Raw genomic sequence first — 26,657 nt, forward strand, 5'->3', positions numbered from 1 at the left:
TTCTATCCCCTCTCAAGAATCAAGGTGGCGCTTCCATGCCGGGTCGCCAACATGCCGCCAATGCCCTGTACAAGGGCAAGAGCGCAATTCGGCACTTGCACGGCAGGATGGGCTTCACCGCGCAACTGCCGAACCGCTTCAATGATCTTTGTCATACCGCCGCGGTTAGCGGGATGGTTATTGCACAAACCTCCACCATCCGTATTAAAAGGAAGTCGACCAACGCCTGATATCAGATTGCCATCTTCGACGAACCGGCCACCCTCGCCTTTTTCGCAGAATCCCAGATCTTCAAGGAGCATGAGCACCGTGATCGTAAAGCTGTCGTACAGTGAGACGTACTGGATATCCTGCGGTTTAACGTCAGCCTCTTCGAACGCAATGGCACCAGACCACGCCGCACCGGTATAGGTAAGGTCGATATAGCCGCCGTTCTGGTGCTTCACAGACTCACCGGCACCTATTACGCGAACAAGCGGCTTACGTAGGGTACGGGCAATTTCGGGACGAGCCAGGATGATTGCTCCGCCGCCGTCTGTAATCACACAGCAATCCAAGCGGCGCAAGGGGTCCGCAATGACAGGCGAATTCACCACATCCTCGACAGTCACGGTCCTTTGTAATTTTGCATTGGCATTGAATTGCGCATGATGTGATGCCGCCACTTTGATCATGGCCAGCTGTTCCGCAGTAGTGCCGTATTCATACATGTGCCGCATGGCACACATGGCATAGCCAGACACGTTGGCGATATCGTAGGGCTGCTCCCAAGGATAGTCCGGTTGGCTCGCATTGCGAACCTTCGGCTTGATGCCGGTGGCTACGCCTTCACTTAGTGGCCGCCCCGCCAGCGTGATGAGCGCGATATTGCATTTGTTCTCATTGATAGCGCGCACGGCATGATTCACAAGGTTCAGATACGAGGCGCCCCCGACGTCAGTGGAATCGACATATTTAGTTTTGAGATTCAGGTACTCGGCCATTGAGGTTGGCCCCATTCCCGGCGCATCACCAGAGCAGAAGTAGCCGTCGATGTCCTCCTTGTTAATGCCCGCGTCTTCGATTGCACCTAGTGCTACGTCAGCATGAAGGCGAGCCACAGTGGTGTCGGGCGCATAGCGTGTAGGGTGCTCGTAGGCACCGACAATGCAGGGCATGCGAGAGTGGCGACCACCTCCGATATATGGCGAAGTTTCTGTTAAGCTCATCTTTTTCCTGTAAAATAGAAATCAATTCTATTTTTATGATTTTCAGAAATGAATTCTAATACTATGACGAAAGAAAGTTCATTGGGGTTATCCCCTGACCGTGCTCGGAAGGGAGAAGGGGTGGCAGCGGTTAATCGCGCCCTCCAAGTGCTAAGCGCGTTCGAATCCTCGGAGGATGGACTGACGCTTTCCATGCTGGCCAGCGAAACAGGCCTTTACCAAAGTACGATCCTCAGGCTCCTGGAATCCTTAATGCTCGCGGGGTTCGTCAAGCGCCTGCCCGACAGTCGCTATGTTGTTGGGCCGCGGGTACTCATTCTCAGCGAGATGTATCGGCGTTCCTTCAATATGACCGACTACGTGGTACCACGGCTCAAGCAGCTCGTAGCTGAAGTGGGCGAATGCGCTAGTCTTTACGTGCGAGAAGGCGATCAACGGGTATGTTTGCATCACGTACAACCGCGGCGATCAGTACGAATGCACGTAGTCGAGGGAAAGCATTTCGGTCTAGACATCGGTGCGGCAGGACACGTGATCCGCGCGATCGGCGACGGAGCCGAAGGAGAACGCTATGACACTATCCGGCGTCTTGGCTTTTCGGTATCGCAAGGCGAGCGAGACCCTGAAAGCGCGGCAGTCGCCTGCCCCGTCTTCATGCACGGAACATCCCTAATGGGTGCTATTTCAGTGGCGATCCCACTATATCGCTTTGACGAAGCCATCTTGGAGAAGCTTGTTCCCGAAATGAAGCGAACAGCCTTCGAACTATCCGAAGACCTTGGCGGCATCTCACCGTATAGGCCCTAAGCTTCATCGGCATACAAGCAACAGCGCCAAAAGAGTTGCACACTGGCATGACGGTTGCTGTGGTGCAGCCCCACCCCCAGCGGACACACCATGAACCGTTCGACCGAGCGCAAAGCCCGACGCATCTTGCAAGACCAGTTCGGCATATCCCAACTGCGCCCAGGCCAGGAAGAAGTCATTCAAAGCGTACTCGCTGGCCACAACACGCTGGCGGTTATGCCGACGGGCAGCGGCAAGTCGCTTTGCTATCAGTTGCCATCACTCTGTGAGCCCGGCGTGACGGTGGTCGTGTCGCCCTTGATCGCCCTGATGCAAGACCAGAAAGAGAAGTTGAGCGACTTCGGCGTCGAGAGCGCCGTCTTCAACAGCGCGACGCCCACGCCAATATTGCAGGGCTACATGAAAGATGCCGCCCAGTATCGCAATCCCATCTTCATGACGACACCGGAGCATTTAACGAATGGCGAGTTCATCGACTGGCTGAAAACACAGAAGGTGACCCTCTTCGTGGTCGACGAAGCCCACTGCATCTCGCAGTGGGGTCATGACTTCCGACCCGCGTTCCTGGACATTCCCCAGGCCATCCGCGAACTGGGTTCGCCCACGGTGCTGGCTCTGACGGCAACCGCGACGGACGAGGTGATCCACGATATCGGCGAGCAACTTGGCTTGGCCGCCATGTGCGTGATCAAGACAGGGGTTTACCGGAACAATCTGCATTACGCCGTTCGACAAGTCAGCGGTGAGCATGAGCGGCGCGAGGCGCTATTGAGCATGCTGCGCGAGACGGAAGGCCCGGCCATCGTCTATACGGCGACCGTCAAGGAAGCGACGGCGCTGCATCAAATGTTGACCGAGGCGGATCGGTGTGCTGCGCTTTACCACGGGCAGCTGCCGCAAAAAGCACGCCACGACAATCAGGATGCCTTCATGTCGGGTCAGGTTCGTATCATGGTCGCCACTAATGCATCCGGATGGGCATCGACAAGCCCGACGTGCGACTGGTCGTGCATGCGCAGATTCCGGGTAGCCTGGATGCGTACTATCAGGAATCGGGCCGGGCGGGTCGTGACGGAGAGCCGGCACGCTGCGTATTGATACACGAGGAAAAGGACAAGCGGATTCAGCAATTCTTTTTGATCAATCGCTATCCGTCCGAGGCCATGGTGGCGCAGATCGTAGACGCCCTGTCGGCCGGAAGCGCGGCCATTACTTTCGAATCGCTGCGGGCGGCGGTCCCCGATATTCCTGTGCGCAAGCTGCAGGTCGCGCTCAAGATGCTGGACGATGCCAAGCTAATCAAGCGCAAGGGCAGCGCGATTACCCTACTCGCGGACGCTGACATACAGGCGCGCGCGGCAGAGGCGGTTCGCCAGTACGAGCTGCGTGCGGAGCGCGACCGTGAAATCTTGGGCGCCATGGTGGCATACGCGCGCAGCGGACAATGCCGCTGGCGCATGTTGCTCGACTATTTTGACGACAGTCCGACGTGGGAGCACTGCGATCATTGCGACAGCTGCGAGCTCGCCAAAGAAGCTGAAGCGCTGGCGGAACAAATGGAGCAGCATGCCGTGATTCAAACCGAGGCTGACACCCCGGCGCCTACCGCGCCGGCGTTTCGTCCCGGCGACCGTGTAGGTGTTCGGCGTTACGGTGCGGGGCTCGTCGAGGCTGTCACGCGCGAACGCGTCGACATTCGATTTCCCGATGGTTCGTTGCGGCGATTCTTGCCGAACTATGTCCGACGTCTGCAACACCAGAGAACCACGCCCCCGGAAAAGCAAGCCGCGTGATTCGTACGGCGTAGACTTCATACCGCATCCGGAACCGCGCACGCCTCCGATAGCTGCCCGCCAGATGCCCCGAGCAAGGCCGTTTCGGCCGGGACCAGCCGGCGCTCGAAGCGATCGCTCTGCCGCAGCACCTCGGCAGCCAGTTCCTCGTGCACGGGACGACGTCCTGCTTCGTCTGCAAAGCCCAACATGCCTGTGGGGCAATGCCGGTGATTGTCCCAACCGGGATAATCGGTGATGGGATAGAGGCAAATGCCGCCGACCGGAACACCGATGTCCAAGGCCCCAGCCACTTCGTCGCACACATAACGCAGCCACGAGACCCGATGCTCGCCTTCCGCGCCGGTTTCTGCAATGAAGAGCGGCCTTTGATAGCGATGGTAGGTCTCGGCCAGGATGTCGCGCAGCGGACGGTAAAGGGGTTCGCCTCTTCGAATCGTGGGGCCGTTCAGATACCACTGATTGTGCGAGTAAAAATTGACGCCGACGATATCCAACAGATCGGGCTTGCCGCCAAGCTCAGGCATCAAACGACCGGTGATCATGTCCCACGCCTGGTATTGCGCAAGACGCGCGTTTTCCGCCCTGCGCTCTTGGCGTACATTTTTAGGGACGATGTTGATGACCGGGTCCACCGAAACGAAGCGGGCCCGGGGATCGATATCCCGTATCGCCTGGATGGCAGCGACCGTCGCGCGCACCAGCTGACATTTAAGCTCCATCCCGCGCCGGCGCTGGCACGGGGCGATGTCGCCGGTGTCGCCGCCCGCCCAAGCCCAGAATGAAATTTCATTGACCGGACAGTAATACGGCACCTCCGGCCATTCGTCGCGCATCAGCGCCGCAAGCGCGGCGGCAAATCGGGCGAAGCGCGTCACGAAAGCCGGCGACCAGATATCGAGGTCGTCGGGCCAACCGTAATGACACACATCCCAGACAGGCTGCACGCCTGCTTCGCGGGCGGCACGCAGCACTGGCAGGAAACCCGACCAGTCATAAACGCCCGGCGCCGGCTCGGCCAGATGCCACCGTATTCCATCTCGTACGGTCTGAATACCCTGTTCCACCATGGCTCGATAGTCCTGTGCGGCGAACACATCGTGTTGTGTGTCGCGCAGCAGGTCCAGGCGTCGGCCGTCTCTCCGGCGATGGCTGGAGCACTCAAAGCCGCCCAGAAAATAGCTATCGAAAAGCGGTGTTATTGCGTCATTGGTTTGTCTCTGCATGGCGCCACCGCAGAGCTGAAAAAAAGGCGTGCTTTCTGGAGTCATGAATACCATCCGGATGCCAAAGACGTCCGCCGCCTTGCAAGAATCGAGCCTGCATCGGCGCTTTCCCGTTTTCAGGTTATGGCTACCTTGCAATGGGGCCATGCTCCGTTAAGGGAAGAAGAAATTTGTAATAGAAGAAGCGGCCGGGCACATCTTTTGCAGCCCAGGATGGTGATATTTACTACAACGTGAGGCTAGCCATGGAGACCAATAAGCACCCGGGCGATGAAGTGCCGCCCGAGACAGCCCAATCCGGAAAGTTGCCTTGCGGCACGTGTCAGGGCAGCGGCGTGAAGGACGGCAAACCCTGCCCAAACTGTGGCGGCACGGGGGAGATCACCGTGCTTGTCGGCGACGCGTAGCGCTAGTTACCGCGGCGCGCCGACTTCCTGTGTAGGCTCTTCATTGAAATGCGGGCCATTCTGAATCAGCGTCACACGTATATTGCATTTACCCTAATGACTGCTGATACGAAGGCCCGCCAGCGTCCGGTTGGCAACATATGCCAACATTTCCTACTTCGGCATAACAACAGAGTCGATGGCGTGGATAACACCGTTATCTGCGACGACATCCGCTTTCACGACCTTGGCTTGGTCCACGCCCACTTTTCCGCCATTGGTTGTCACAGTTAGCGAACTGCCTTCAACCGTTTTCACGGCGCCAGCCTTCACGTCTTTCGCCATGACTTTGCCCGGCACAACGTGGTAGGTGAGGACCTTGGTCAGTGCCGCCTTGTCCTTCAGGAGCGCGTCGAGCTTGTCCTCGGGGATTTTGGCAAATGCTTCATCGGTCGGAGCAAAAACAGTGAACGGGCCAGGCCCTTTTAGCGTGTCGGTCAGTCCCGCTGCCTGCACCGCAGTGACCAAGGTGGTGAATGAGCCTGCTGATTTTGCCGTGTCCACGATGTTGGCAGCTTGGACGGTACCGATGGCGCAGGCGATAGAAATTCCAGTCAGAATTCGTTTCATGGTTGACTCCTGTGGTTTGTAAGATTGAACCGCCGAAAAATCTGAGAGATCAGAAAAACTCGGGGGCGAACGGCGAACCGCGTTTTGTGTAAATCTACGCGCTTGCAGCGTATACGTCCATAGTTTGTACCGCTATAATGCAAGCATTAGCGGTTCAAATACGGGTCAACTCAGAAGGGGTCAGAAATGGAAAAGATCGAGACAACGCCGGAGGACAGCCATATCTCCTACCGCAGCGGAGTCGCGGCGCGGCTGGCCGGACTTTCTACGGAAACCCTGCGCGTGTGGGAGCGCCGCTATAACTTGTCCGATACCGAGCGTTCCGCTCGCGGGCAGCGACTGTATTCTGCCGAACAGGTTCGCAGGCTAGGCTTGCTCAAGCAGCTGGTGGATCAGGGGCATGCAATCAGCACGCTGGCCAGCTTGCCTGACGAACAGCTCCAACAGTTGATCGCAGCGCCGGTTAAGGAACAACAGGCCGCGGGGCCGCTTAGGGTGGCGGTGATTAGCGGAAGCCTTGCCAGGCGTATCGCCGCCGGTGGACGCGATGAGCAAGATATTATCGTTCAATGTAGTTGCTCAACGCTTGAACAGGCTGCTTCGCTACCGCCCGATGCGAAGGCGCAAGTCCTGTTGATCGAGCTGTCAGAACTCCACGAAAGCGCGCTCCCCCTGATTATGTCAGCCCGGGATGCCTGTGGCGGTGCTGCCGTCGTCGTCCTTTACCGTTTTGGTGCGAGCGCGACCATCCGCGCCTTGCGTGCGCAAGGATGCTTGGTCGGACGCATTCCGGCCGAACTCAGTGAATTAATGATGTTATGCCGTTCGGCGCTTGCGGGCGAGCGCCTGCCGCCCCCTCAGCAACCCGCCATACCAAAGCTGCGGTTCGACGAAGATGCGCTTTTCACGATTACGGCGGCTGGCAGCGGCCTAGCCTGCGAATGTCCGAAACATCTGGCCGACGTACTATTGATGGTCGGAAGCTTCGAGCGCTACAGTGCCCAATGCGCATCTCGCAATGCGGACGATGCGCAGTTGCATCACGACTTGGAACATGCCGCCGGGCATGCTCGCGCCATCCTGGAAGCCGCGATGGAACGGCTGGCACGCGCGGACGGTTTGCCATTGCCTTCGCCGCTATAAAAACCGTCGATCATGACGGAACGGCGTCAAATCCATCGACGGCGTCCGCCCTGCCATCACTTGCGCCGTCAGGCGTGCACTTGCGCTGGCCATTGTCCAGCCCATGGCGCCATGACCGCAATTTAGAAACAAGCCCTGGTGGGTGCCGGCACCAAGATATGGCAGTCCATCCGGCGTCATGGGGCGCTGACCAACCCATTGCTCAACCTCCATCCCTTCCACCGCTGGGCAAAGCTTGCGAGCAAAGGCCTCCAAGCTGGCAAATCGATGACTGCTAAGCGTTTTGTCGGGGTGGCCGATGTCTGCGAATCCAGTAAATCGCATCCGCCCCTCGCCGAACGGGGCCCAGGCTATCTTGTCCGAGATGGATACGCCGCCGTGAACTGGCCGCGCTCCTTGTATTCCATGATACGTGAGGGAATAGCCGCTCACGGGATGGATCTGCAACTTGTACTTCAGGGGACGCAGTAATTCTTTGGATGCATATCCCGTCGCCACCACACATGCATCGCACGGCAGAACGCCGCTTTCGGTACTGATTCCAACGACCCGACCTTCTTGCATGAGGATTTCACCCACGCGGGTTTCCCATCTGAATTGAGCGCTGCGTTCCCCGGCAATTCGAGCTGCCTCAAGCGCGTATAAACGCGCGTCGCCACAGGCGTCCAGCGGGCAGTAAGTTCCTCCGTGGAAGCTATCGGCGTTAGCTCCGTTCAGCGAAGGATCCAGAGCCCGCAGCGCGTTGCCGCGCAGCACTTCGAATGGCTCCCCCGCTTCCCGCAACAAATCGAGTTCAGCCTCGGCTGGCGCTTCCCCCGCCTTGTAAAGATAAAGCAGGCCGTTACGAGAGCCGCCATACGAACTAAGCGGAATATCGTCCGTGCTGAAATGAATCTCTCGAGAAAGTCTGGCCAGCTGCAGCGCGTGGCGAGAATTACGTTTCCAGTTACCGACCGAGGACTGTTTGGCAAACAACCTTAGCCATCCTACTAGCGCGGCATTGCGCGGTCTGCCGATGCGGGGCCTGTCCTTACCTAGGATGAAGGCCGAGAGCACCCCTTGAACAGTCCCGGGTTCTGCCCAACTGAAGCAATGACCAGGAGACAGCAAGCCGGCGTTGGCGTAACTGGCTTGGCTCGCAGCGTTAGACGCAGCGTCAACGACCGTGACCTTATGGCCCTCCCGAATCAGTTCAAGCGCGGTACAAACGCCAACAATACCGGCCCCGACTACGACGACATGCATATTATGATTGCCAAGTATGTAAGCGGGCTTCCTGCAGCTGTGTGAGCACGCGCTCAAGGCGGTCCTGATCGTCGCTGTTAATGACGCGCTCCAATTCATCCAGTGACTTTCGGAAGCCGGCCAGCGATCGGCAGATTTCCTGACGGTTCGTATGAAAGATGTCGCGCCACATGCGCGGGTTTTGACCTGCGTGGTGGGTCATGTCTTTGAAGGCATTACCCGCAAACATTTTCAGAATATCGGGCCGCATGCCGCGCTCGCGTATGTGCTTCATTAGCGTAAACGCGATGACGTGCGGCATATGGCTTAGATCGGCATACATTGCATCATGTTCCTGTACCGACATCGTCAGTATGTCGAAACCGATGCGCTTCCACATCTGGCCTACGCGCTCCAACGCACCCGGGTCGGTGTCTGGCGACGGCGTCATGATCATCGGCCGTCCCGCCATTAACGCGCGGTCGGCGTGCTCAGGCCCCGCCGTAACATGGCCGGCAATGGGGTGGCACGGTATGACCCGTTTCCTGAGCGCTTCGGGCATTGACTGGGCGCATTGCTGCGCAAAGGCTTGCTTGACACTACCGGAGTCGACAATGATCGAATGGGCCAGGGCGCCGCGAGCCAAATGCTTCACCAAATCGGCCGTACGGCCTACCGGCACGGCCAGGATAACGAGGTCAACACTGGCAATTGCGGCATCCAGCGATGTCGCAACCTCGTCGAGGAGACCACGGCTCAAGGCCTTGTCGGCGTTGGCTGCGTTGGCATCGTAGCCAATGACACGCCCGCACACGCGATGATGCACCAGGCCATGGCCGAGCGACCCTCCGATCAATCCGCAACCGATAATAAGGGCGCGGTCGAAACCGGGCGTGCTTTCGGCCACTGACGTATCCGTTGTCATTCTGGAGTCCTATTCAAGAAGATTAGCGCGCCGAAAGATCCGCCACGAAGGCACGCGCGCGAGGATGTTGAGGGCCACCAAAGAATGCATCCGGCTCGCTGTCTTCCTCGATCCGACCAGCGTCCATGAATAAGACTCGGTCCGCCACTTCCCGGGCAAAACCCATTTCGTGAGTGACGCACACCATCGTCATGCCGCCCCGCGCCAGCTCTTTCATGACCTGCAGCACTTCGCCCACCATCTCCGGATCAAGCGCGCTGGTCGGTTCATCGAAAAGCATGATTGGCGGATCCATGGCCAGAGCCCGGGCGATCGCTACCCGTTGCTGCTGGCCCCCCGATAGTTGCTGTGGGTAGGCACTCACCTTGTGTGACAGGCCGACGCGCTCCAGCAGCTGCAAGCCCCGCATGCGTGCTTCCGATTTGCTCTTGCCCGCCACCTTGATCGGTGCAATGCAGATGTTGTCCAGGACGTTCAAGTGGGGAAACAGATTGAACTGTTGGAACACGAAGCCGATTCTTCGCCTGAAACGATTGATATTGAGGCCTGGGTCATAGACGTCCGTGCCGTCGACCATGATTTGGCCCTTCTGTATGCTTTCCAGACGGTTGATGGTGCGTATGAACGTCGACTTACCGGACCCGGATGGGCCGCAGACCACCACAACCTGGCCTTGCGGAACGATGAGATCGATGTCGATCAAGGCGTGGTCATTGCCATACCACTTATTGACTTTCGTATATCTGATCACGGTGGACTCGAATGGATGGATTGGACTGACCTTCCCTGCGCCTCGCAACGCGTCGCTCGATGACGTGGGCGACAAAGGTGACGAAGGTGCATACGAGGAAGTAAGTCAGCGCCAAGATGGAAAACACTTCAAACGGCTTGGTGAGCAGCTCGCTGTTCAAGCGGTTGGCCGCTGAGGTCAACTCGTGGACGCTGATGACGTATCCCAGAGACGTTTCCTTGATCAGCGACGCGAACTGACTTACCAGGCTGGGCAGCATGTTGTATATGGCCTGCGGCAGAACAATGTAAACCATGGTCTTGGCCCGGCCAAATCCCAGCGCACGCGCTGCCTCTACTTGGCCCGGCGGCAAGGCAACGATGCCGGCCCGGACCACTTCCGAAAGATAGGCCGCCTCGTAAATCACCAACGAACACAATAGGGTGGCAAACGCGCTGACCGTATTGCCGATCAGTAATGGCAGCAGGAAATAGCTCCAGAAGATCAGCATAAGCAACGGCGTACCGCGCACGACGTAGACAATGGTGGTGGCCACATAGCGTATGGGCCCGATGGGCGACAATCGACCTAAAGCAAGCAGAATGCTTAAAGGGAAGGCAGCGATAAGACCTAATACGGAAAGAATCAGGGTCAGCGCCAGGCCGCCCAAAGGACCATTGGGAAAGGTTCCGACGAGAAGCAGCTGATAATGGTTTTGGATGATATCCAACATGCGTTACCCGCCCCTGGACTGCAGCTTGCGGGCGATGTGCTCACCGACAAGCATGATGCACAGCGAGCCACCGATATAAAATAGGGTTGCTACCGCGTACGTCGGAAATGTGAGAAAAGTGGCGTTCTCGATCTCCTTGGTGACGTACGTCAGTTCGGCCACGCCAATGGCCATGGCCATGCTGGTATTCTTGAAGAGCACAACAGTGTTATTCACCAAGGTAGGCAGCGCTGCCCTGAAGGCCTGCGGCAATATGATGTAAACCATGGAGGAAACACTGCCGAAACCCACCGAGCGCGCGGCTTCGATCTGACCGGGCGCAACGGCGCGAATGCCACTGCGTATATCTTCGGCAAAGTAGGCTGACGAACACAGCCCGATGGCGATCGCAGCAAAAATAAGTTCGCCGTTATGATCTAGGGTCCAGTCTTGCCAGGCTAGCGGCAGCAAGTTAGAGATGCCGAAGTACCAAAGCAAGACGTGAACCAACATCGGTACGTTGCGATGATATGCAACGTACACCGACACAAAGCGCTCTGACCACACACCGCCTAATTTTCGGACTGCGGCCAGCGCAACCCCCACGATCATTGCGAGCAACCAACTGGCCGATGCCAGCAACAAGGTGAACTGAACGCCCCCTAGAAACTGCTTGCCGTAAGAGCCGCCGATCAACTCGTGAAATGCCATGGAGATGCTTCTTCGGGTGCGTTATTGCGTGATGGGCCTGGTTTTGAATTCCCGGTCCATTTTGAAGATGCTGTCTTTGCCCAACCAACGCTCAAAGATTTGCGCCGATTCACCCGAGGCTTCCATTTTTGCCAAGGCGTCGTTCACCGCAACACGGAAGGCAGGTTCATTCTTGCGCAAGCCTAAGCCCCAGGCCTCTTGGCCCATGGGCGGCATGATGACATTAACCTTCTGATCGGTGGCCTTGGAGATCCAACGGCGCAACAGCGTTTCCGATTGACCGAAACCTTCAACCTTTCCTTGGACCAGCGCCATGAACGCGGCAGGTGCGTCGTCATAGCTGATTACTTTTGCAGTAGGAAGCGTTTGCTGCAGCATGCCCAGCGTACTCGATGCTTTCACCGCGCCCACCCGCTTCTCGGCCAAGTCGCCAAGCACTTTATAGCCGCTGTCGGCCCGCACACCCATCTTTTGAATACTGACAAAATAGGCGTCGGAGTAATCGATCTGCTTTGCGCGCGCTTCGGTGTAACCCAACACCGCCGCGAGAAGGTCGACGCGTCCTTGACTTAGCTCGGGGATACGCGCATCAAAAGAGATAACCTTAAGCTCGGGCTTGACGCCCAATTGATTGGCCACGGCTTTACAAAAGTCGATGTCATAGCCCATTTGCTGCTGCGTGTTGGAGTCGGTAAAGGCGAACGGATCAAGGTTCGTCATTACCCCGCAAACCAGTGTGCCCTTGGCTTTGACATCCGCCAACTGATCGGCGCTGACCGAAGTGGCCACCGCCAGGGTTGCAATCGAAACAGCCCATCGTAAAGCATGTAATTTCATGTCGGCTCCTCGCCAAAATTCAAATGCCGGTTTCTGTAGAGCCGAATGAGCTCTCGCCATGTATTGTTCGAACCGATCTGGTCCCGATTCTGGCAGGTCGCCTAAAATTAATAAAGCGATTTATTTCGATCTTGTACTATGCAAAAAAGCGATATAAATTAAGATCCCAAGGGTATCAATGGTCACGATTAAAACCATGGCGGCGATGCAGGCCGTACTGGACACGGGTAGCTTTCGCGGCGCCTCACAGCAACTGAGCCTGGCTCAGTCAGTGGTCTCCGCTCACGTGATGAACTTTGAGCAATGGTTCGACTATCCGATCTTTGAGCCGGGGCGCCGCGCGGCAATTCCAACGCTCGAAGGCGAAGCGGTGTTGCGTTGTGCACGCGAAGTCTTGCATCGTCACTCCGAGCTTCTGGCGTTTGCGTGGGGAGCAGATAATCGCTTTTCGTCGACGCAGGCTTTTGACGCCCGCAGCATCACGCTAAAGCAAATCGAGACTTTCTATTGGCTAATGAAGCTAGAGAGCGTGGTACGGGCCGGCAATAAGTTGAATATCACTCAGGCGGCGGCATCGCGGCGGCTGCAAGAGTTGACCGCCCGCTGTGTAGGCCTCGTTTTTTCAACGCCGAGACAAAAAACCGAGCTTACGGAGTTTGGATGGCGGGTGCTTGAGCTATGCGAAGCCGTACTGACCGCATTCGCAGACTTAAAGGCACGCCGTTCCAACGCCAACACGCCTGAGACCGTCCTTCATATCGGCATGACGGAGCTTGTGGCGTTGACGTGGTTTCCCAATTTCGTGCAACGATTCAAAGAGGCCTATCCCCACATCGTCCTGCATCCTGACGTCGACATCTCGACTTCCTTACAGGAAAAACTCATGTCGGGAACCATGGATATCGTCATCATTCCGCAGCCTTCGTTAACGGATGCGATGGACCGCGTTGAAGTAGGCAGCACGTTATTTTCCTGGTTCTGCGCGCCTGGCACTTTTGGTAAGCGGAAACGGATCAGCTTGTTTGCATTGGCGTCCAAGCCATTGCTCATTCAAGGAAAGGAGTCCGGCCTCACAATGATTACGCAGAGGCTGTTTGCCAGTGCAGGTCTGGCCCCGCGACAGATCTTCGGCAGCAACAGTCTGGTCGCGCTGGCCGGCCTGATCGAGTCGGGAATTGGTGTCAGTTGCCTGCCGCGATCTCTGTTTAGGGACCTGGTCAAGCAGAACCGTTTACAGGTCATTGAGTCGACCACCCCCCCGAAGGCGACGTATTTTGTGGCCTTCTTAAAGCAGCATCAGAGCGGACTCTATTACGCCGCGGCAGAAATTGCCAAGCAGACCTGCCGATTTTAGCGGCTAGAACCGGTAGGTGCGTTGGGCGAACCTCGGGCCGAGGCGCGAGTTTTAGACCAGCAAACCGCCTTCGCCAAGCAGTTTTTGAATGTGCAGCAACTTATCCGGGTTTCGAACGATATAAATCGCGGCGATCTTGCCATGCTGGATATCCAGCGAAATCGTGCGAGGCAAGCCATCCGCTTCGATGACCACGATGCTGGGCATATCGTTCAATTGCGTTATTAGCGCTCCTTGGGCGTTGCCACCTTCCTTTGCTGCGATGCCAACGAAGAAACGGGCAATTTTGGAGGCGCCCAGTATCGGTTTGAGCGTGGCAAGCTTTTTGCCGCCGCCGTCGGTTTGAAGCACCGCGTCTTCGGCAAGCAGACTGCGCAGTTCTTCCAGATGCCCTTCCCGCGACGCTTGCAGGAAAGCCTCGGCAATGCGAAGTCCTTCCTGTTCGTTTACTCGATAACGCGGCCGTGCTTCACGTACGCGCTTGCGCGCCCGCGCAGCAAGCTGTCGACACGCGGCTTCGCTGCGATGCAGCGTCTGGGCAATTTCCCGAAACGACAAATCGAATACGTCGCTTAACAAGAAAGCGGCGCGTTCCAGCGGAGACAGACGCTCAAGGGTCAGCATGAACGCCAGCGACAAATCATGAGCGAGCGCATCCGGATTAAAAGCGGCCTCGTCCCAGGATGTAGGAAGCGGCTCGGGAAGCCACGTTCCAACATACTCTTCCCGCCTGGCTCTTGCGGATTTAAACAGATCCAGGCAAAGACGAGTCACGGTTTGCGACAAGAAGGCGCGCGGTGAGTCGATCTCGTCGTGCTTCACCGCTTGCCAGCGTAACCAGGCGTCTTGCACGACATCTTCCGCATCGGACCATGAGCCAGTCATCCGGTAGGCGAGTCCCAATAGATACGGTCGTTGCGGCTCAAAGTCGGTGATGGCGACTTGTCGCTCAGCGTCGATATCGTGCATGACCGATTACTCCTGTGAGTGTTGCGACCGGAAGCCGACCGCAATACGGTTCCAGCTGTTGATGACCGTGATGGCCAGCGTCAGATGGACCTGCTCTTCCTGACTGAAGTGTTGCGAGAGCTCGTTATAGTCTGCGTCTGGCGCAGCGGTGTCGGGCAGCCTCGTCAGGGCCTCGGTCCACGCCAGGGCGGCGCGCTCGCGTGCAGAGTATAGGGGGGACTCGCGCCAGGCGGCGAGCAGATGCAGCCGCATTTCCGGTTCCCCATGCTTTCGCGCGTCTTTGACGTGCATATGGATGCAATAAGCGCAGCCATTGATTTGCGATGCGCGTATCTTGACCAGTTCGAGCAATGAGCGTTCCAAACCGCTATTTTCCACGAACTTGGACAGTTCCAGCATAGCGTTGACGGCGTTCGGGGCGGCAGAATGCGGGTTAAGTCGAGCTTGAGACATGAAGCTTACCTCTAGACAGTGAGTGGGCGAAATGCCGGGAATTAATTCCCGTCGTAGGTAAGACGAGACAGCCCCACGATTTGTGACATCGATCTTGATTTCACACCGACCTGGAATTTGCATGCCAACCTGGCGTGGCAGCCATGCGCAATTTAGGGCAACATACTTTCATAATAAGATCGACTGCCATATGGCGTTACTCATGCGTAGCTGATTACGCCTCGCAATTGTCTTAAACTCTAGTGTCCGCCACGCTCATATCACCAGTGCCACCCGTGTAAGAGCCGTCAGAGACGCCACGTCAACTCGATACGCCATCCACGCGATCTGAGTTATCGCGTTTCCCGCTGGAAACATCCCATGCGGTTCATGACCTCTCACTGCATTAGGCCTACGACGTTACGTATGCCGGCTTAACCGCCCAAGCTTTCATTATTAATGACCCATTAAAATGACTCACTAATGACCCATCGAATTAATTTACTCTCGTTGGCTGTAAAGCCATGAACCGTGTTGCATTCCCTTCTATCGAAATCCCATCTGTCTTTGCATCGACGATTCGCTCGTACGGCCGATGTTTGGCGGCTCTTAGTCTGGCGATAGTATTGGCCTCGTGTGGCACCAGCAAGCCCCTGAGCCAGGGCCAGTATCGCGTTGTAAGGGGAGACACCCTTACGCAAATTGCGCAAAAACATGGGCAAAGTGTCGATTCGCTTATACGTTCGAATAAGCTGAAAGACGGCGACAATATTCGGGTCGGGCAGGTCCTGAATGTGAAAGGTGGCTCGGCAGTAACGTCGGCCCCGACGCCATCGGTGAAGGGGCCATCAATTGCCGCGCCACGCTCCATCGACCTTGTCTGGCCTGCAGAGGGCCAGCGAAAACGAGGGACGTCGACCTCTAACACCCAGGGGGTCTATATCGCTGCCGCGGCTGGATCGCCCGTGAAGGCTGCCGCTTCGGGCAAGGTTGTCTACGCCGGCAACGGTTTGCGCGGTTACGGCAATATGCTGATCGTGAACCACGACGCTAATTTTTTAAGTGTTTACGCCCATAACCAAACCTTACTGGCCAAAGAAGGCGCGCAGGTCAAGCAAGGCCAAACGATCGCCACCATGGGCAGCACCGGAAGCAATGCGGTAAACCTGTATTTTGAGCTGCGCTACGACGGCAAGGCGGTTGATGCGCTGCGGTATTTGCCTTAGAAGTTCGTGCATTGACAAGCTGAAAAGCTGCCGACATCGTATCGGCAGCGTCGTCGCAATCATCATGGGGAACGGGTAGATCCTTGCTGAATCGATAGCGCCATCCTTGCCTTCCTCGAAAAATGCATATACAATGCATATATCTTTTCAATTCGAGCTCAGTTTTATTGAGTATTTCAGATGTCCGACAAACCCACTAAAACCAAGCTCAATAAGAAAGATAGTCAGTTGCTGATTCGTATCAGCACCGTCGAGCGCGAGCAGTTTTTGCAGCTATGTGAAAAGCTGGATACCACCGCCGCTCGTGAAATCAGGCTATTTATTCGTGAATTTATCAGTAAGCATAAATCCATTGAATAGGCCAAGTAAAAGCAAGGAAAGCACCATGTCCAAGAACGTTAAATCGATCAAGCAGAAAATTAAAGCTCGTGAAAATAAAGTAGAGAAGCACGAAAGCAAAATCAAAGCGCTGAAAAAATCGCTGAAAAAAGCCGCTTAATAGACTAAGCCCAAAAACGGGGCATTATTAAGATAGAGCTAAGGCCTGACGCCGGTATATCACCGGGCTCAGGCCTTTTATTTTGATGCGTCGATTAACGATACCTAAGTCGTCGACCGGATAGCAGGAAGATGCAAGTCGCCCTTGTCGCCCGATGGTGTCGACAGCGGTCCACAAGAAAAGCCATAAGATTTGCCTGAGCTAGTAACATACAAATAAGCAATAAACGTAGAGACAGGCAACCTTGACTGATCACAACAACCCTTCGCAGATTGAGCCCCTTATTGACGTCACGCCTTTGACGAAGGCGTTGGAGCAGTTCGCGATAGACCGTGACTGGACACAGTTTCACTCCCCTAAGAATCTGGTCATGGCGCTCACTGGCGAGGTCGGTGAACTTACCGAAATATTCCAATGGATGACCGAGGCGCAATCGCTAGCCGCCAGCACCAGTCCTGACACATCCCAAGCGGTTAAGGATGAGCTCGCCGATGTGCTGCTTTACCTGGTTCGTTTGGCCTCTGTGCTGGGGGTCGACTTAAACGACGCTGTGCAGCAAAAGCTTCAGAAAAACGCTGAAAAATACCCGGCGAACAAGGCTAAAGGCTCAAGTAAGAAATACACGGAGCTTTGAATATTGCCGGGGACCACCGTGCCAGAACGCGATCGCTATGCTGATAATGAAACTAGACTTTAGCGTTGTTTCTGCCTAGACTGCTTACTCACGATGCGTTTTCATCATACCAATTAATGATATGAATCACAGAGCTCGTTGTAAACGACGCGCGGGCCTAGCACCCCGACGAAGTCTTACCGGTCGTCCGGAATCAGGCGGAAATTGGACGAAGTAGTAGCAGTTAAAAATAACATCAAGACTGACTCATCTGGAAATAAACTTCATGAAAATTACCGATGTTACGTTGACTCTTTTCTCTTGGGATGGCATCACCGCGACAAGCTACGGAAAGCACACTGGCAGTTTTGGCGGTGAAAGCAAACTGAGCCTGTTGGAAATTTTCACCGACGAAGGGGTGGTAGGACACGCTTTCCTTGGGTCTGCCCGCAACCCTGCCGACATGGATGGCCCTGGCCTTATTTACTTCCTCAAACCAGCGCTGATCGGCAAAAATCCTCTTGATAGGGAAGCGTTAAATAAGACACTATGGCAACGAGCCAGAAATGCAAGTATTCGTGCCATCGGTGCGGTTGATATTGCCTTGTGGGATATTGCAGGAAAGATCGCAGGGCTCCCCATCCACCAACTGATCGGCTCATTCCGTGACCGCATCCCCGCCTACGCGAGTTCCGCCGTACTGCCAGACCACGAATCTTACGCAGAACAGGCACTCTCGTTCAAATCCAGGAATTGGGCCGCCTACAAGATTCATCCACCACAGAACTGGCAGGAAGATATTCGATTGTGCGAAACCGTGCGCCAAGCAGTGGGCGATGACTACACGCTAATGCTCGACTCAACATGGGGCTACGATTATCCGCAAGCGCTGCGAGTCGGCAGGGCGATACAAGAATTGAATTTCTACTGGTACGAAGACCCTCTGGCGGAATGGGACATCTACAATTACCAGAAGCTTAAACAACAACTTCACATACCCATCATGGCAACGGAATATCCCATTGCGGGACTCGATACGTATGTGGCGTGGCTCACCGCAAAAGCGACCGATTTCCTGCGCGGCGACGTAGCGGTGAAAGGCGGGATAACAACCGTATTAAAGGCTGCCCATCTTGCCGAGGCGTTCGGGATGAATTTCGAAATTCACCACGGCGGCAATTCACTGAATAACGTGGCCAATCTTCATGTCACCATGGCCATTCGCAACACGGAATTCTTCGAAGTTCTTCTGCCCGATGAGGCACAAAAATATGGTCTCGCGGAGGACATTGTCGTCAATAACGAAGGCATGGTGCTCGCACCAACCGCCCCGGGCCTCGGTGCGAATATCGATTTTGACCTTATCTCGCGTAAGAAATTGGCAGTGCTAAGTTAATTTACTTGCTCTTCCTTAATTCGGACGCCAGCCGGGTACGCGCTAGCCTGCCCGCTGCCGCACTGCTGGCGCCCTGCCAGTATTCGGGATCAACATGCTCGATGCGTCTTGCGGTATTGAGCATGTGATGAAATGCCGCCGCCCTGGCGGCCTCGATATCCTGCGCTTCAATCGCCGCGCGGATGGCCTCATGTTCGCCGCGTACGTTCTCGGCGAGCTCTGCCTGGCGTGCTTCATTTCCGCGCGTTACCCGTATGGCGTCCTTCAATGCGCGCGTCAGCATGCCCAGCAGTTCTGGGTAATGCGGATTACCCGTGGCGTGGGCAATAGCAATATGGAAGGCTAAGTCTTCCTCTACGCCGTCGCCATCCGCTTGGACGGCGTTGTCGATGTCGGCAAGCGCCCGGTTGATGCGCAGCATATCTTGCGGGGTACGCCGCTCGGCAGCCAAAGCCGCCATTTCCGCTTCCAGTCCACGGCGCAATTCAATAATTCGCAGCACACCGCGGGCCGGGTTTTCGTCAGGCCGCCCCAGGCGGAATGCGTCGCTGGATGCTGGGTCGAGCACGACAGTACCGCTACCCTGGCGGGTATCCACGAGACCAGCAGACTTAAGGCGCGAAATAACTTCCCGTACGACGGTACGGCTCACGCCATACTGTTCCGTCATAAATTTTTCAGTAGGCAGCCGCGAATTGACGGGATAGGCGCCGCTGCGTATCTCGCGGGCCAGCATATCCGTGAGACGATCTGAAAGCGTTCTTTCAGCGCCTGGCTTGTTTTCTTGCATGACGTAACCGCCGCCTTTTAATACAAATACCATCGGCTAGAGAATTGCTTGACAAATTTGTCATATGAATTGATAGTATCACAAAGGATAAAAGGAGGCATTGCAGAATATGGTCCTTAGCAGCCCGAAACCCCGGGCGTTTTTATGCCGGCGATTCACCGAAAGTGTGGAAGCAGCATTACGTAAACGCTACGATTTACGCATCAATGAAAACGATAGCATTCTGTCGCCAGACGACATCGTGAAATCTGCACAGGGTTCTCAGGTGTTATTTGCCAGCGCCACTGAGCAAATCAACGAGAGCGTCCTGCGTCAATTATCCCCCCGCTTGCGCTATGTGGCGACGCTCTCGGTGGGCTACGACCACATCAATACGGCGGTAGCTCAAGAGCTGGGTATCGGTGTGCTGCATACCCCCGATGTGTTAAGCGATGCCTGCTCGGAGATCGCAATGATGTTGATGCTCAACGCATGTCGTCGCGGGTACGAAGCGGATCGCATGGTGCGCAGCGGCAGCTGGACAGGCTGGAGCCCCACGCAGCTGTTGGGCATAGGGTTGAAAGGAAAACGCGTTGTAGTGTTTGGCATGGGACGCATCGGGCAAGAGATCGCTACGCGGGCACGTGCCTTTGGCATGGAAATCCACTATCACAATCGGCGTCGGCTTCCGCCAGAGCAGGAAGCGGGTGCCAGCTACCATGCGGATCTGGACGAAGCGATGCAAGTCGCAGATATCTTCGTGATCGCGGCACCTGGTTCCGCCCAATTGAAGGGAATCATCAACGCAGAACGCATAGCGCGTCTACCGGCGCGCGCCGTGATCGTAAATATATCGCGCGGCGAATTGGTGGACGACGATGCACTGATACACGCGCTGACAGGTGGTCGCGTGTTTGCCGCGGGCCTTGATGTCTTCGCCAACGAACCGAATGTCGACCCACGCTACCGCGAGCTCGACAATGTATTTCTTTCGCCGCACCTTGGCAGCGCTACCCAAGAAACCCGCGACGCCATGGGCATGCTGCTGGTGGACGGCCTGGACGCTCTCTATCAAGGCCGCACACCAAGCAACGTGCTCATCCCGCGCTAAAACTTCATCGTCACTCGAGGCCAGCTGCTGAACCCGAAACCATCTTCATTATTCCGTCAACAGTGGTTCATAGGCGGCACATGGGCGGCCTCTGCAGGCCATAGAAAAGAAAATCGAAACTAAACGAGGAGATCTCCATGACTGAACAAAAACCGAATATCGGCCTGATCGGCGTAGGCTTGATGGGCTCCGGTATTGCCGCCAGCCTTTTACGTAACGGCTTTCCACTGACCGTACTCGATCATCCGGGCAATCAGCCTTTGGATGCGCTGCTCGCCGCTGGAGTCAAGGTCAGTTCGCAGCCAGCGGAACTGGCCGCCAAGGTTGACATACTCATCCTCTGCGTCACAGGTTCTCCCCAGGTCGAGGCAGTCCTATTCCAGAAAGGGGGCGTAATCGAGGGTCTAAGGCCAGGCAGCACGGTCATCGACTGCTCTACCGCCATACCTTCCTCCACGCTCAAGATCGCCAAAGCGATTCAGGACGCAGGCGGGTACTTCCTGGACGCGCCAATGACCCGCACGCCGAAGGAAGCCGCCGAGGGCCGGCTGAACCTACTAGTAGGCGGCGACCGCCAGGTGTACGAAAACTGCCTGCCCGTTCTCCAGAGCTACGCCGAGAATATTGCCTACGCAGGCGGGGTCGGTTCGGGCCACCAAATGAAACTGCTGCACAACTATGTGTCGCTGGGATTTTCGGCGGTACTCGCCGAGGCAGCCGCATGCGCACGCCTGACCGGCACCGACCCGAAAACATTCTGCGATATTTTGGCCGCCGGCGGTGGCGGAGGCGTTGTGCTGAATCGGCTGCGTCCCTACATCGAATCCGACGACCCCTCGGGTTTCCGTTTTTCAGTGTCCAACGCATTGAAGGATATGGGCTACTACTGCACGATGGCCGAGGAACAAGGCGCCCATGGCACCCTCGCCCTTGCCATTAAGGCGCTATACGCCGAGGCCGCACAGGCTGGGCTTGAACATTCCCCGGTACCCACGCTGATTGACCATCTTTCAACTCCGCCGGCCCTTGAGACCGCGACCAACAAACAATAACGGTGTGATGCCTGATCTAACTATGATTAATATCGATACTCGGCCCAAAGTGGTGCTTACCGACGCCATTCATCCCAAGGCGCATGCCATCCTGGCGGATGCCGCAACAGTGGTGGTCCTGGACGCCAGTCTGGATGCAACTGCCGCCGCACGAGTACTGCGCAATGAGATCACGGAAGCACAAGGCCTCATCGTTCGCCGGCAGTTGCCCGCCGACCTCTTCGACGGTCCCAACGCATTGCGCGGAATCGTCCGCCACGGTGTCGGCCTGGACTTCATTCCGGTCGACAGTGCGACACGACACGGCCTGCCCGTCGCAAATACTCCCGAAGTCAATGCGAACGCCGTTGCTGAGTACGCCATCACCGCCATGCTGGAAAGTGCGCGCCGTTTCAGGTTCTTCGACCATCAGGTGCGTCAGGGCAATTGGAATGAAAGAAAAAGCGCTGCCTCGACAACGTTCGAACTCAGGGGAAGGGCGATAGGCATCGTAGGCTTTGGCGCTATCGGAAAGCGAATTGCCGAGATCGCCGCCAACGGTTTCGGCATGGGCGTTGCGGCCCATACACGCAGCCCTTCCCGTCTGCCTGCTGGGGTTCCCGCACTTACGCTCGACGACCTATTTGCACGAAGTGACTTCATCGTACTGGCTTGCCCGCTAACTGAACAAACGCGTGGCATGGTCAATAGTAGCGTTCTCTCGCATGCAAAACCGGGCCTGGTGCTGATCAATGTCGCCCGAGGCGCGGTGATCAATGAAACTGATCTTATCCAGGCGCTGGAAGCCGGCCAGCTTGCAGGTGCCGCGCTAGACGTATTCGCCACCCAGCCGCTACCCATGGACAGCAGGCTGCGCAACCATCCACGCGTGTTGCTCACTCCTCACCTTGCTGGAACCACTCAGGATGCGGAGCGAGCAATGGGCCTGATGGCCGTAGAGACCCAGCTGGCGCTGCTTCGAGGCGAACGGCCCGAAAATGTTGTCAACCGTGAATGCTACGCAGTAAAGGATATTCAATGAAAATAACGCGCATCACCGCCATCCCCCTTTCCTTTCGATTGCCTGAAGGCAAGACCGTCACCATGGGCGTTGGCAGCACCTTGAAGCGCGATGCCATCATCGTTCGCGTCGAGACGTCCGAAGGCATCACCGGTTACGGCGAATCGCATCCAGGCCGCAGCCCTGGCGCCATTGTCAGTCACATTCACAATACGCTCTCGCCCCTGCTGGTCGGCATGTCCGCCACCGACGTCGTCGGTGCCTGGCAACGTGTGCACCGCATGCAATTCTCAAGCCACGGCCTGGGGGCTGGCGCTGCGCTTGCCTTGTCCGGTATCGACATGGCCTTATGGGACATTCGTGGCAAAGCCGCCAACATGCCGTTGTATGAATTACTTGGCGGGTCCCGCAGACGGCTACCGGCATATGCGGGCGGCATCGCGCTTGGCTACCAGCCTGCGCAGGCTCTGGCCGAAGAAGCGCAGTCATACATCGAACGGGGCTATCGAGCCATCAAACTGCGTATCGGTGATACGGTCAAGGATGATATTGCACGTTGCTTGCACGTTCGCAAAACAGTGGGTGACGACATCGACATTCTGACCGATGCAAACACCGCTTATACGATTGCACAGGCGCGTCGCGTGCTGCCCGTGCTGGCGGACATCCAGGCTGGTTGGCTAGAGGAACCGTTTGCATGTAATGATTTCGCCTCGTATCGCGAAGCTTCCAAGATTACGCCACTGGTACCTTTGGCCGCCGGCGAGAATCACTTCATGCGCTTCGAGTTCGCCCAAATGCTTGAGGCGGGTGCCGTACAGGTTTGGCAGCCGGATTTATCGAAGACCGGAGGCATTACCGAAGCCGTACGAATCGCCGCCATGGCATCGGCCTTTCGCATCCCGATCAATGCACACAGTTCAGCGACCGGCCTGAACCATGCCGCGACACTGCACTTTTTGGCGGCAACAGAGAACGCCGGATATTTCGAAGCCTGCGTCTCGCACTTCAATCCATTCCGAGACATGTTCGGCCCCACCTTCACCATTGGCAGCGACGGCTGCGTAGAGCCGCCGTCCGGCCCTGGACTGGGCGTGGAAGTCGACGAATCCATATTCGAAGATTTTCCGGTGATCGATGGACCGGGATACGTTGTGAAGTTCTAAACACATAACAACACGGCCTCAGGGTCGAGGAGACGACGATGAACATGAAAAAGCTGACTGTCCTGCTGGGTGGCATCACCCTGGCTTTGGCATCGACAAGCATGGTTTCGGCCAATACAGCGGAATCGTATCCCAACAAACCGGTCCGGATCGTCGTACCTTATACACCAGGCGGCTTCAACGACACGCTGGCTCGCACGGCGAGTGAATACCTGACCAAAGAGTGGAAACAGTCGGTAGTCGTCGAGAACAAACCCGGGGGCAATACCCTGATCGGCAACACGATGGTCGCTCAGTCCAAGCCAGACGGCTATACCTTGCTGATTACGCCGCTGCCGTTCTCCGCTCTACCTGGGCTCTATCGGGACAAAATGCCTTATGACGCCCTCAAGGATTTTGAGCCGGTAATCTGGGCAGGCAGCACGCAGAACATTCTCACTGTACGAGCCGATTCCAGGTTCAAAAGCGTCAAGGATCTCATTGACTACGCCAAGGAGAATCCAGGAAAGGTGAACTACGGATCAACTGGCTCGGGTTCTTCGAATCACTTGTCCATGGAGCTCTTTTTGGAGCTGACAGGCACCAAGATGACACACATTCCCTACAAAGGTAGTGCACCTGCGGTCACTGCACTTCTGGCAGGAGATATCGACGTCTTGTTCGACAACCTTCCTAACGTCTATCCCAATATCACTGCCGGCAAATTAAACGCCCTGGCATCAACCGGCAATAAGCGGGCACTCCTGCTGCCCAAGATCCCGACGGTAGCCGAGGCCGGCGTGCCAGGCTATGAGGTATCCGTTTGGTTCGGCATGCAAGCGCCAGCTGGCACCCCCGCCGATATCATCAAAAAGGTGAATGCAGGCATGGTAAAAATGCTGAACGAAAAAGATGTGATCGAGAAGTTCAACAAGCAGGGAGTAGAGGTTGTGGCGAGCACGCCTGGGGAGTTCAAGACCTTGGTCAATACCGAAGTGAAGAAATGGACGGGAGTCATCGATCGTGCGGGGATCAAGATTGAGTAATTTCTAATTGTTCCTGCTCGACGCTTGCGGCAAATAGGCACCGACGTGTATGAGCGTGTTCCGCAGCGTCGAGCAACAATCGGGTTATCAACTAGCCTCCGCATGCTGCAGTTAGCTTGCCGACAATTCGCCTTGCCTGATCCAAGGCCAAGCGGGCATTCACATCCAGAGATGTCGTCCAAAAATAAGTCCCCCCTGCGAGGCTGCCGATCAGACTGATATTTTCGACAATCGCACCCTTGGCGTCGATCAGGCAACCAGAATCGAAGTCGAGCTGGAAGCCTCCGTAGGGGTTGGACACTGCCAATCCCTTTGTCAGCAAGGATTGCACAATCGGATCATCTGACGTGACGACATTGGTAGACAAGCCCGTAGCATTCACCACGTAATCGATAAGATAAGAACTGTGCGCTTGACCACTTGCGTCGCAAATCCGTACCTCAAATCCATCGGCCGCCCCTTGGCGAGCAACACATTGCTGAAACCCGGCCGAAATGTGCAGTAGGCCAGTCTCTGCATAGCGCTTGATTTTGAGCGCATTACTCATGGGGAACGTGGAGCGACGAGCCATCCAAAGTGATCGCCATTCTGCATAAAACCGCTGGCGCTCTTTTTCGGACAACAGACGCCAGACATGCTCGATGGTGTTATTGAGCGAAATGGCGACCGATTGCCAGACACGCGGCCGGCTCGCAGAAGCCGAGATCTCGCGAATGAGCACGTCGACAGGTTCTTCGCCAGGCCGAGCATAGCCGACGATATCGTCGAGATCCACGGTGGACCCCGCTTGCGCCAATCGCCCCTTAAGAAAGCCAAATACGTCCTCTAGCGTCAGCCCATCCTTGCCCGCCTTTACCAAAGGAATGATGTCTTCGACGCAAGGTGGTGAAATCGGCGTGGGCGGCGACACGGCACTTCGCACAGAAGGCAGCCGCCCATTCCGAGACGCAGCCAGCATGAAGCCGGTGTGGCCCGATTCCTTCAATGCCACGATGACGTCTACAGCGCTAAGACTTGTGCCTATCACGGCAACACTTGCATTTCGCCCGATTTGGCTGGCAAGCGTAGTGACTGGATAGGGGTTGTGAAAGTAGCCAGGGCGACCGCTTAACCCAGCAAAAGCCGTCGACGGGAGATTGCCATTGCACAGTACGACACGGTGTGCAACATAGACACCCACGTCCGTGCCCAACAGAACTGTACCTTCTTCCGTATCAAGGTCGACACTGTTGACGCGTGTGCGAACCTGATGAATTCCGATACCAATCTGCGCAGCCCGTGCGTTAAGGTCGGCCCACACATCACCCAGATACTCGCCAAACAGGGGCCGGGGTAAAAAGGCAGTGGGGTCAATTTCGGTGATGCCATACCGCTGCCAAGTGCTCGGCCCCTTTACTTTGAGCCATTTGAAGAAATGTTCACGGTCCTCAGCGTAGGCTGACATCTTGCCTGCTGGAACATTGAGCAGGTTCGTAGGAAGATCTTCTGCATACGGCTCTCCCGGGCCGACTCGCGAGAGAGGCTCGAAGACCCGCACGTGTAAAGGCGAGTTGATCCCCGCCTGCTCAAGCAGCGCGATAAGCTGTGCAATAAATGACGTGGCAGTAGACCCGCCCCCTACGATGGCCAAGTCTGAGACTATTTTCATTAGAGCTCCAGAGGGTGTGCGCCGCACTGCGGCGCACGATCGCGGATCATCTCGCAGCGCGCGCG

The 26,657-nt window shown here is 56.2% G+C and carries 27 protein-coding genes and 1 pseudogene; 15 read left to right on the forward strand and 13 right to left on the reverse strand.

Annotation, left to right across the window (positions count from 1 at the left end; translation table 11 throughout):
* Positions 1–2 precede the first annotated feature (2 nt).
* Positions 3–1,208, reverse strand: a complete 1,206-nt coding sequence (locus tag EKL30_RS13005; RefSeq protein WP_233583095.1) for a thiolase domain-containing protein — start codon at positions 1,206–1,208, stop codon at positions 3–5.
* Between the two features lie 48 nt (positions 1,209–1,256).
* On the opposite strand from EKL30_RS13005, the gene EKL30_RS13010 reads away from it, so the two are divergent.
* The 3 genes and pseudogenes from EKL30_RS13010 to EKL30_RS19230 all read left to right on the forward strand — a co-directional run bounded on the left by EKL30_RS13010 (position 1,257) and on the right by EKL30_RS19230 (position 3,808).
* Entirely contained in the window at positions 1,257–2,015 is a 759-nt protein-coding gene (locus EKL30_RS13010; protein ID WP_126707670.1) for an IclR family transcriptional regulator, read from the forward strand.
* 90 nt (positions 2,016–2,105) lie between these two features.
* A pseudogene (locus tag EKL30_RS19225) lies at positions 2,106–3,031 on the forward strand (RecQ family ATP-dependent DNA helicase); the annotation flags it as partial.
* A gap of 120 nt (positions 3,032–3,151) precedes the next feature.
* The gene (locus EKL30_RS19230) at positions 3,152–3,808 is read left to right on the forward strand and encodes a RecQ family zinc-binding domain-containing protein (RefSeq protein WP_233583145.1); all 657 of its coding nucleotides are present in this window, start codon (positions 3,152–3,154) and stop codon (positions 3,806–3,808) included.
* Positions 3,809–3,825: 17 nt separating this feature from the next.
* On the opposite strand, the gene EKL30_RS13020 is transcribed toward EKL30_RS19230, so the two are convergent.
* Positions 3,826–5,079: a beta-glucosidase gene (locus EKL30_RS13020; RefSeq protein ID WP_199748572.1), complete on the reverse strand. Its 1,254-nt coding sequence runs from the start codon at positions 5,077–5,079 to the stop codon at positions 3,826–3,828.
* A 200-nt stretch (positions 5,080–5,279) separates the two neighbouring features.
* Here EKL30_RS13020 and EKL30_RS18990 point away from each other — a divergent pair, with 200 nt between their 5' ends.
* A complete protein-coding gene (locus EKL30_RS18990) occupies positions 5,280–5,441 on the forward strand; it encodes a hypothetical protein (RefSeq protein ID WP_199748573.1) in 162 nt (53 codons plus the stop codon).
* 153 nt (positions 5,442–5,594) lie between these two features.
* On the opposite strand, the gene EKL30_RS13025 is transcribed toward EKL30_RS18990, so the two are convergent.
* Positions 5,595–6,050 (reverse strand): fasciclin domain-containing protein, encoded by a 456-nt coding sequence (locus EKL30_RS13025; RefSeq protein ID WP_126707671.1) that lies wholly within the window; start codon positions 6,048–6,050, stop codon positions 5,595–5,597.
* 186 nt (positions 6,051–6,236) lie between these two features.
* Between EKL30_RS13025 and EKL30_RS13030 the strand changes: the two genes are divergently transcribed.
* Positions 6,237–7,193, forward strand: a complete 957-nt coding sequence (locus tag EKL30_RS13030) for a MerR family transcriptional regulator (protein WP_126707672.1) — start codon at positions 6,237–6,239, stop codon at positions 7,191–7,193.
* On the opposite strand, the gene EKL30_RS13035 is transcribed toward EKL30_RS13030, so the two are convergent.
* From EKL30_RS13035 to EKL30_RS13060, 6 genes are read right to left on the reverse strand one after another with little or no spacing between them, the layout of a single operon-like run.
* Positions 7,188–8,438, reverse strand: coding sequence for an FAD-dependent oxidoreductase (locus EKL30_RS13035; RefSeq protein ID WP_158618417.1), 1,251 nt, complete (start codon positions 8,436–8,438; stop codon positions 7,188–7,190). The genes EKL30_RS13030 and EKL30_RS13035 overlap by 6 nt on opposite strands.
* A 1-nt stretch (position 8,439) precedes the next feature.
* Entirely contained in the window at positions 8,440–9,342 is a 903-nt protein-coding gene (locus tag EKL30_RS13040) for a prephenate dehydrogenase (RefSeq protein WP_126707674.1), read from the reverse strand.
* A gap of 22 nt (positions 9,343–9,364) precedes the next feature.
* The gene (locus EKL30_RS13045; protein ID WP_126707675.1) at positions 9,365–10,093 is read right to left on the reverse strand and encodes an amino acid ABC transporter ATP-binding protein; all 729 of its coding nucleotides are present in this window, start codon (positions 10,091–10,093) and stop codon (positions 9,365–9,367) included.
* A complete protein-coding gene (locus EKL30_RS13050; protein ID WP_126707676.1) occupies positions 10,068–10,805 on the reverse strand; it encodes an amino acid ABC transporter permease in 738 nt (245 codons plus the stop codon). Before EKL30_RS13050 ends, EKL30_RS13045 begins: the two co-directional genes overlap by 26 nt.
* Before the next feature lie 3 nt (positions 10,806–10,808).
* A complete protein-coding gene (locus EKL30_RS13055) occupies positions 10,809–11,495 on the reverse strand; it encodes an amino acid ABC transporter permease (protein WP_126707677.1) in 687 nt (228 codons plus the stop codon).
* A 21-nt stretch (positions 11,496–11,516) separates the two neighbouring features.
* The gene (locus EKL30_RS13060) at positions 11,517–12,332 is read right to left on the reverse strand and encodes a transporter substrate-binding domain-containing protein (protein WP_126707678.1); all 816 of its coding nucleotides are present in this window, start codon (positions 12,330–12,332) and stop codon (positions 11,517–11,519) included.
* A gap of 178 nt (positions 12,333–12,510) precedes the next feature.
* Here EKL30_RS13060 and EKL30_RS13065 point away from each other — a divergent pair, with 178 nt between their 5' ends.
* Positions 12,511–13,686 carry a LysR substrate-binding domain-containing protein gene (locus EKL30_RS13065; protein ID WP_126707679.1) on the forward strand — a complete coding sequence of 392 codons (1,176 nt, stop codon included), beginning with the start codon at positions 12,511–12,513 and terminating at the stop codon, positions 13,684–13,686.
* A gap of 51 nt (positions 13,687–13,737) precedes the next feature.
* Here EKL30_RS13065 and EKL30_RS13070 read toward each other — a convergent pair whose 3' ends face one another.
* Both EKL30_RS13070 and EKL30_RS13075 read right to left on the reverse strand, forming a co-directional pair.
* Positions 13,738–14,655 carry a sigma-70 family RNA polymerase sigma factor gene (locus EKL30_RS13070; RefSeq protein ID WP_126707680.1) on the reverse strand — a complete coding sequence of 306 codons (918 nt, stop codon included), beginning with the start codon at positions 14,653–14,655 and terminating at the stop codon, positions 13,738–13,740.
* A gap of 6 nt (positions 14,656–14,661) precedes the next feature.
* The gene (locus EKL30_RS13075) at positions 14,662–15,108 is read right to left on the reverse strand and encodes a carboxymuconolactone decarboxylase family protein (protein ID WP_126707681.1); all 447 of its coding nucleotides are present in this window, start codon (positions 15,106–15,108) and stop codon (positions 14,662–14,664) included.
* A 503-nt stretch (positions 15,109–15,611) separates the two neighbouring features.
* Here EKL30_RS13075 and EKL30_RS13080 point away from each other — a divergent pair.
* From EKL30_RS13080 to EKL30_RS13095, 4 genes are all read left to right on the forward strand, one after another.
* Positions 15,612–16,313: a peptidoglycan DD-metalloendopeptidase family protein gene (locus EKL30_RS13080; RefSeq protein WP_126707682.1), complete on the forward strand. Its 702-nt coding sequence runs from the start codon at positions 15,612–15,614 to the stop codon at positions 16,311–16,313.
* Between the two features lie 180 nt (positions 16,314–16,493).
* Positions 16,494–16,673 (forward strand): hypothetical protein, encoded by a 180-nt coding sequence (locus tag EKL30_RS13085; protein WP_126707683.1) that lies wholly within the window; start codon positions 16,494–16,496, stop codon positions 16,671–16,673.
* 383 nt (positions 16,674–17,056) lie between these two features.
* A complete protein-coding gene (locus EKL30_RS13090; protein ID WP_126707684.1) occupies positions 17,057–17,446 on the forward strand; it encodes a nucleotide pyrophosphohydrolase in 390 nt (129 codons plus the stop codon).
* Between the two features lie 265 nt (positions 17,447–17,711).
* Positions 17,712–18,821, forward strand: coding sequence for an enolase C-terminal domain-like protein (locus tag EKL30_RS13095; RefSeq protein ID WP_126707685.1), 1,110 nt, complete (start codon positions 17,712–17,714; stop codon positions 18,819–18,821).
* Between the two features lies 1 nt (position 18,822).
* On the opposite strand, the gene EKL30_RS13100 is transcribed toward EKL30_RS13095, so the two are convergent.
* Positions 18,823–19,644: a FadR/GntR family transcriptional regulator gene (locus tag EKL30_RS13100; protein WP_233583097.1), complete on the reverse strand. Its 822-nt coding sequence runs from the start codon at positions 19,642–19,644 to the stop codon at positions 18,823–18,825.
* Between the two features lie 76 nt (positions 19,645–19,720).
* Between EKL30_RS13100 and EKL30_RS13105 the strand changes: the two genes are divergently transcribed.
* The 5 genes from EKL30_RS13105 to EKL30_RS13125 all read left to right on the forward strand — a co-directional run bounded on the left by EKL30_RS13105 (position 19,721) and on the right by EKL30_RS13125 (position 24,944).
* A complete protein-coding gene (locus tag EKL30_RS13105) occupies positions 19,721–20,701 on the forward strand; it encodes a D-glycerate dehydrogenase (RefSeq protein ID WP_126707686.1) in 981 nt (326 codons plus the stop codon).
* Positions 20,702–20,838: 137 nt separating this feature from the next.
* Positions 20,839–21,753: an NAD(P)-dependent oxidoreductase gene (locus tag EKL30_RS13110; RefSeq protein ID WP_126707687.1), complete on the forward strand. Its 915-nt coding sequence runs from the start codon at positions 20,839–20,841 to the stop codon at positions 21,751–21,753.
* Between the two features lie 22 nt (positions 21,754–21,775).
* Positions 21,776–22,774 carry a hydroxyacid dehydrogenase gene (locus tag EKL30_RS13115; protein WP_126707688.1) on the forward strand — a complete coding sequence of 333 codons (999 nt, stop codon included), beginning with the start codon at positions 21,776–21,778 and terminating at the stop codon, positions 22,772–22,774.
* Positions 22,771–23,919 (forward strand): mandelate racemase/muconate lactonizing enzyme family protein, encoded by a 1,149-nt coding sequence (locus EKL30_RS13120; RefSeq protein ID WP_126707689.1) that lies wholly within the window; start codon positions 22,771–22,773, stop codon positions 23,917–23,919. Before EKL30_RS13115 ends, EKL30_RS13120 begins: the two co-directional genes overlap by 4 nt.
* A 38-nt stretch (positions 23,920–23,957) precedes the next feature.
* Positions 23,958–24,944: a tripartite tricarboxylate transporter substrate binding protein gene (locus EKL30_RS13125; protein ID WP_126707690.1), complete on the forward strand. Its 987-nt coding sequence runs from the start codon at positions 23,958–23,960 to the stop codon at positions 24,942–24,944.
* Between the two features lie 91 nt (positions 24,945–25,035).
* Here the strand turns inward: EKL30_RS13125 and EKL30_RS13130 are convergent, their stop codons facing one another.
* A complete protein-coding gene (locus tag EKL30_RS13130) occupies positions 25,036–26,592 on the reverse strand; it encodes an FAD/NAD(P)-binding protein (RefSeq protein WP_126707691.1) in 1,557 nt (518 codons plus the stop codon).
* Between the last annotated feature and the right edge of the window lie 65 nt (positions 26,593–26,657).

The organism is Candidimonas sp. SYP-B2681, from assembly GCF_003971065.1.
Lineage (GTDB): Bacteria > Pseudomonadota > Gammaproteobacteria > Burkholderiales > Burkholderiaceae_B > Pollutimonas.

Coding starts and splice junctions, on each gene's coding strand:
- EKL30_RS13005 (WP_233583095.1), bottom strand. CDS start 1,208: ATGAGCTTAACAGAAACTTCGCCATATATCGGAGGTGGTCGCCACTCT.
- EKL30_RS13010 (WP_126707670.1), top strand. CDS start 1,257: ATGAATTCTAATACTATGACGAAAGAAAGTTCATTGGGGTTATCCCCT.
- EKL30_RS13020 (WP_199748572.1), bottom strand. CDS start 5,079: ATGACTCCAGAAAGCACGCCTTTTTTTCAGCTCTGCGGTGGCGCCATG.
- EKL30_RS18990 (WP_199748573.1), top strand. CDS start 5,280: ATGGAGACCAATAAGCACCCGGGCGATGAAGTGCCGCCCGAGACAGCC.
- EKL30_RS13025 (WP_126707671.1), bottom strand. CDS start 6,050: ATGAAACGAATTCTGACTGGAATTTCTATCGCCTGCGCCATCGGTACC.
- EKL30_RS13030 (WP_126707672.1), top strand. CDS start 6,237: ATGGAAAAGATCGAGACAACGCCGGAGGACAGCCATATCTCCTACCGC.
- EKL30_RS13035 (WP_158618417.1), bottom strand. CDS start 8,438: ATGCATGTCGTCGTAGTCGGGGCCGGTATTGTTGGCGTTTGTACCGCG.
- EKL30_RS13040 (WP_126707674.1), bottom strand. CDS start 9,342: ATGACAACGGATACGTCAGTGGCCGAAAGCACGCCCGGTTTCGACCGC.
- EKL30_RS13050 (WP_126707676.1), bottom strand. CDS start 10,805: ATGTTGGATATCATCCAAAACCATTATCAGCTGCTTCTCGTCGGAACC.
- EKL30_RS13055 (WP_126707677.1), bottom strand. CDS start 11,495: ATGGCATTTCACGAGTTGATCGGCGGCTCTTACGGCAAGCAGTTTCTA.
- EKL30_RS13060 (WP_126707678.1), bottom strand. CDS start 12,332: ATGAAATTACATGCTTTACGATGGGCTGTTTCGATTGCAACCCTGGCG.
- EKL30_RS13065 (WP_126707679.1), top strand. CDS start 12,511: ATGGTCACGATTAAAACCATGGCGGCGATGCAGGCCGTACTGGACACG.
- EKL30_RS13070 (WP_126707680.1), bottom strand. CDS start 14,655: ATGCACGATATCGACGCTGAGCGACAAGTCGCCATCACCGACTTTGAG.
- EKL30_RS13075 (WP_126707681.1), bottom strand. CDS start 15,108: ATGTCTCAAGCTCGACTTAACCCGCATTCTGCCGCCCCGAACGCCGTC.
- EKL30_RS13080 (WP_126707682.1), top strand. CDS start 15,612: ATGAACCGTGTTGCATTCCCTTCTATCGAAATCCCATCTGTCTTTGCA.
- EKL30_RS13085 (WP_126707683.1), top strand. CDS start 16,494: ATGTCCGACAAACCCACTAAAACCAAGCTCAATAAGAAAGATAGTCAG.
- EKL30_RS13095 (WP_126707685.1), top strand. CDS start 17,712: ATGAAAATTACCGATGTTACGTTGACTCTTTTCTCTTGGGATGGCATC.
- EKL30_RS13100 (WP_233583097.1), bottom strand. CDS start 19,644: ATGGTATTTGTATTAAAAGGCGGCGGTTACGTCATGCAAGAAAACAAG.
- EKL30_RS13105 (WP_126707686.1), top strand. CDS start 19,721: ATGGTCCTTAGCAGCCCGAAACCCCGGGCGTTTTTATGCCGGCGATTC.
- EKL30_RS13110 (WP_126707687.1), top strand. CDS start 20,839: ATGACTGAACAAAAACCGAATATCGGCCTGATCGGCGTAGGCTTGATG.
- EKL30_RS13115 (WP_126707688.1), top strand. CDS start 21,776: ATGATTAATATCGATACTCGGCCCAAAGTGGTGCTTACCGACGCCATT.
- EKL30_RS13120 (WP_126707689.1), top strand. CDS start 22,771: ATGAAAATAACGCGCATCACCGCCATCCCCCTTTCCTTTCGATTGCCT.
- EKL30_RS13125 (WP_126707690.1), top strand. CDS start 23,958: ATGAACATGAAAAAGCTGACTGTCCTGCTGGGTGGCATCACCCTGGCT.
- EKL30_RS13130 (WP_126707691.1), bottom strand. CDS start 26,592: ATGAAAATAGTCTCAGACTTGGCCATCGTAGGGGGCGGGTCTACTGCC.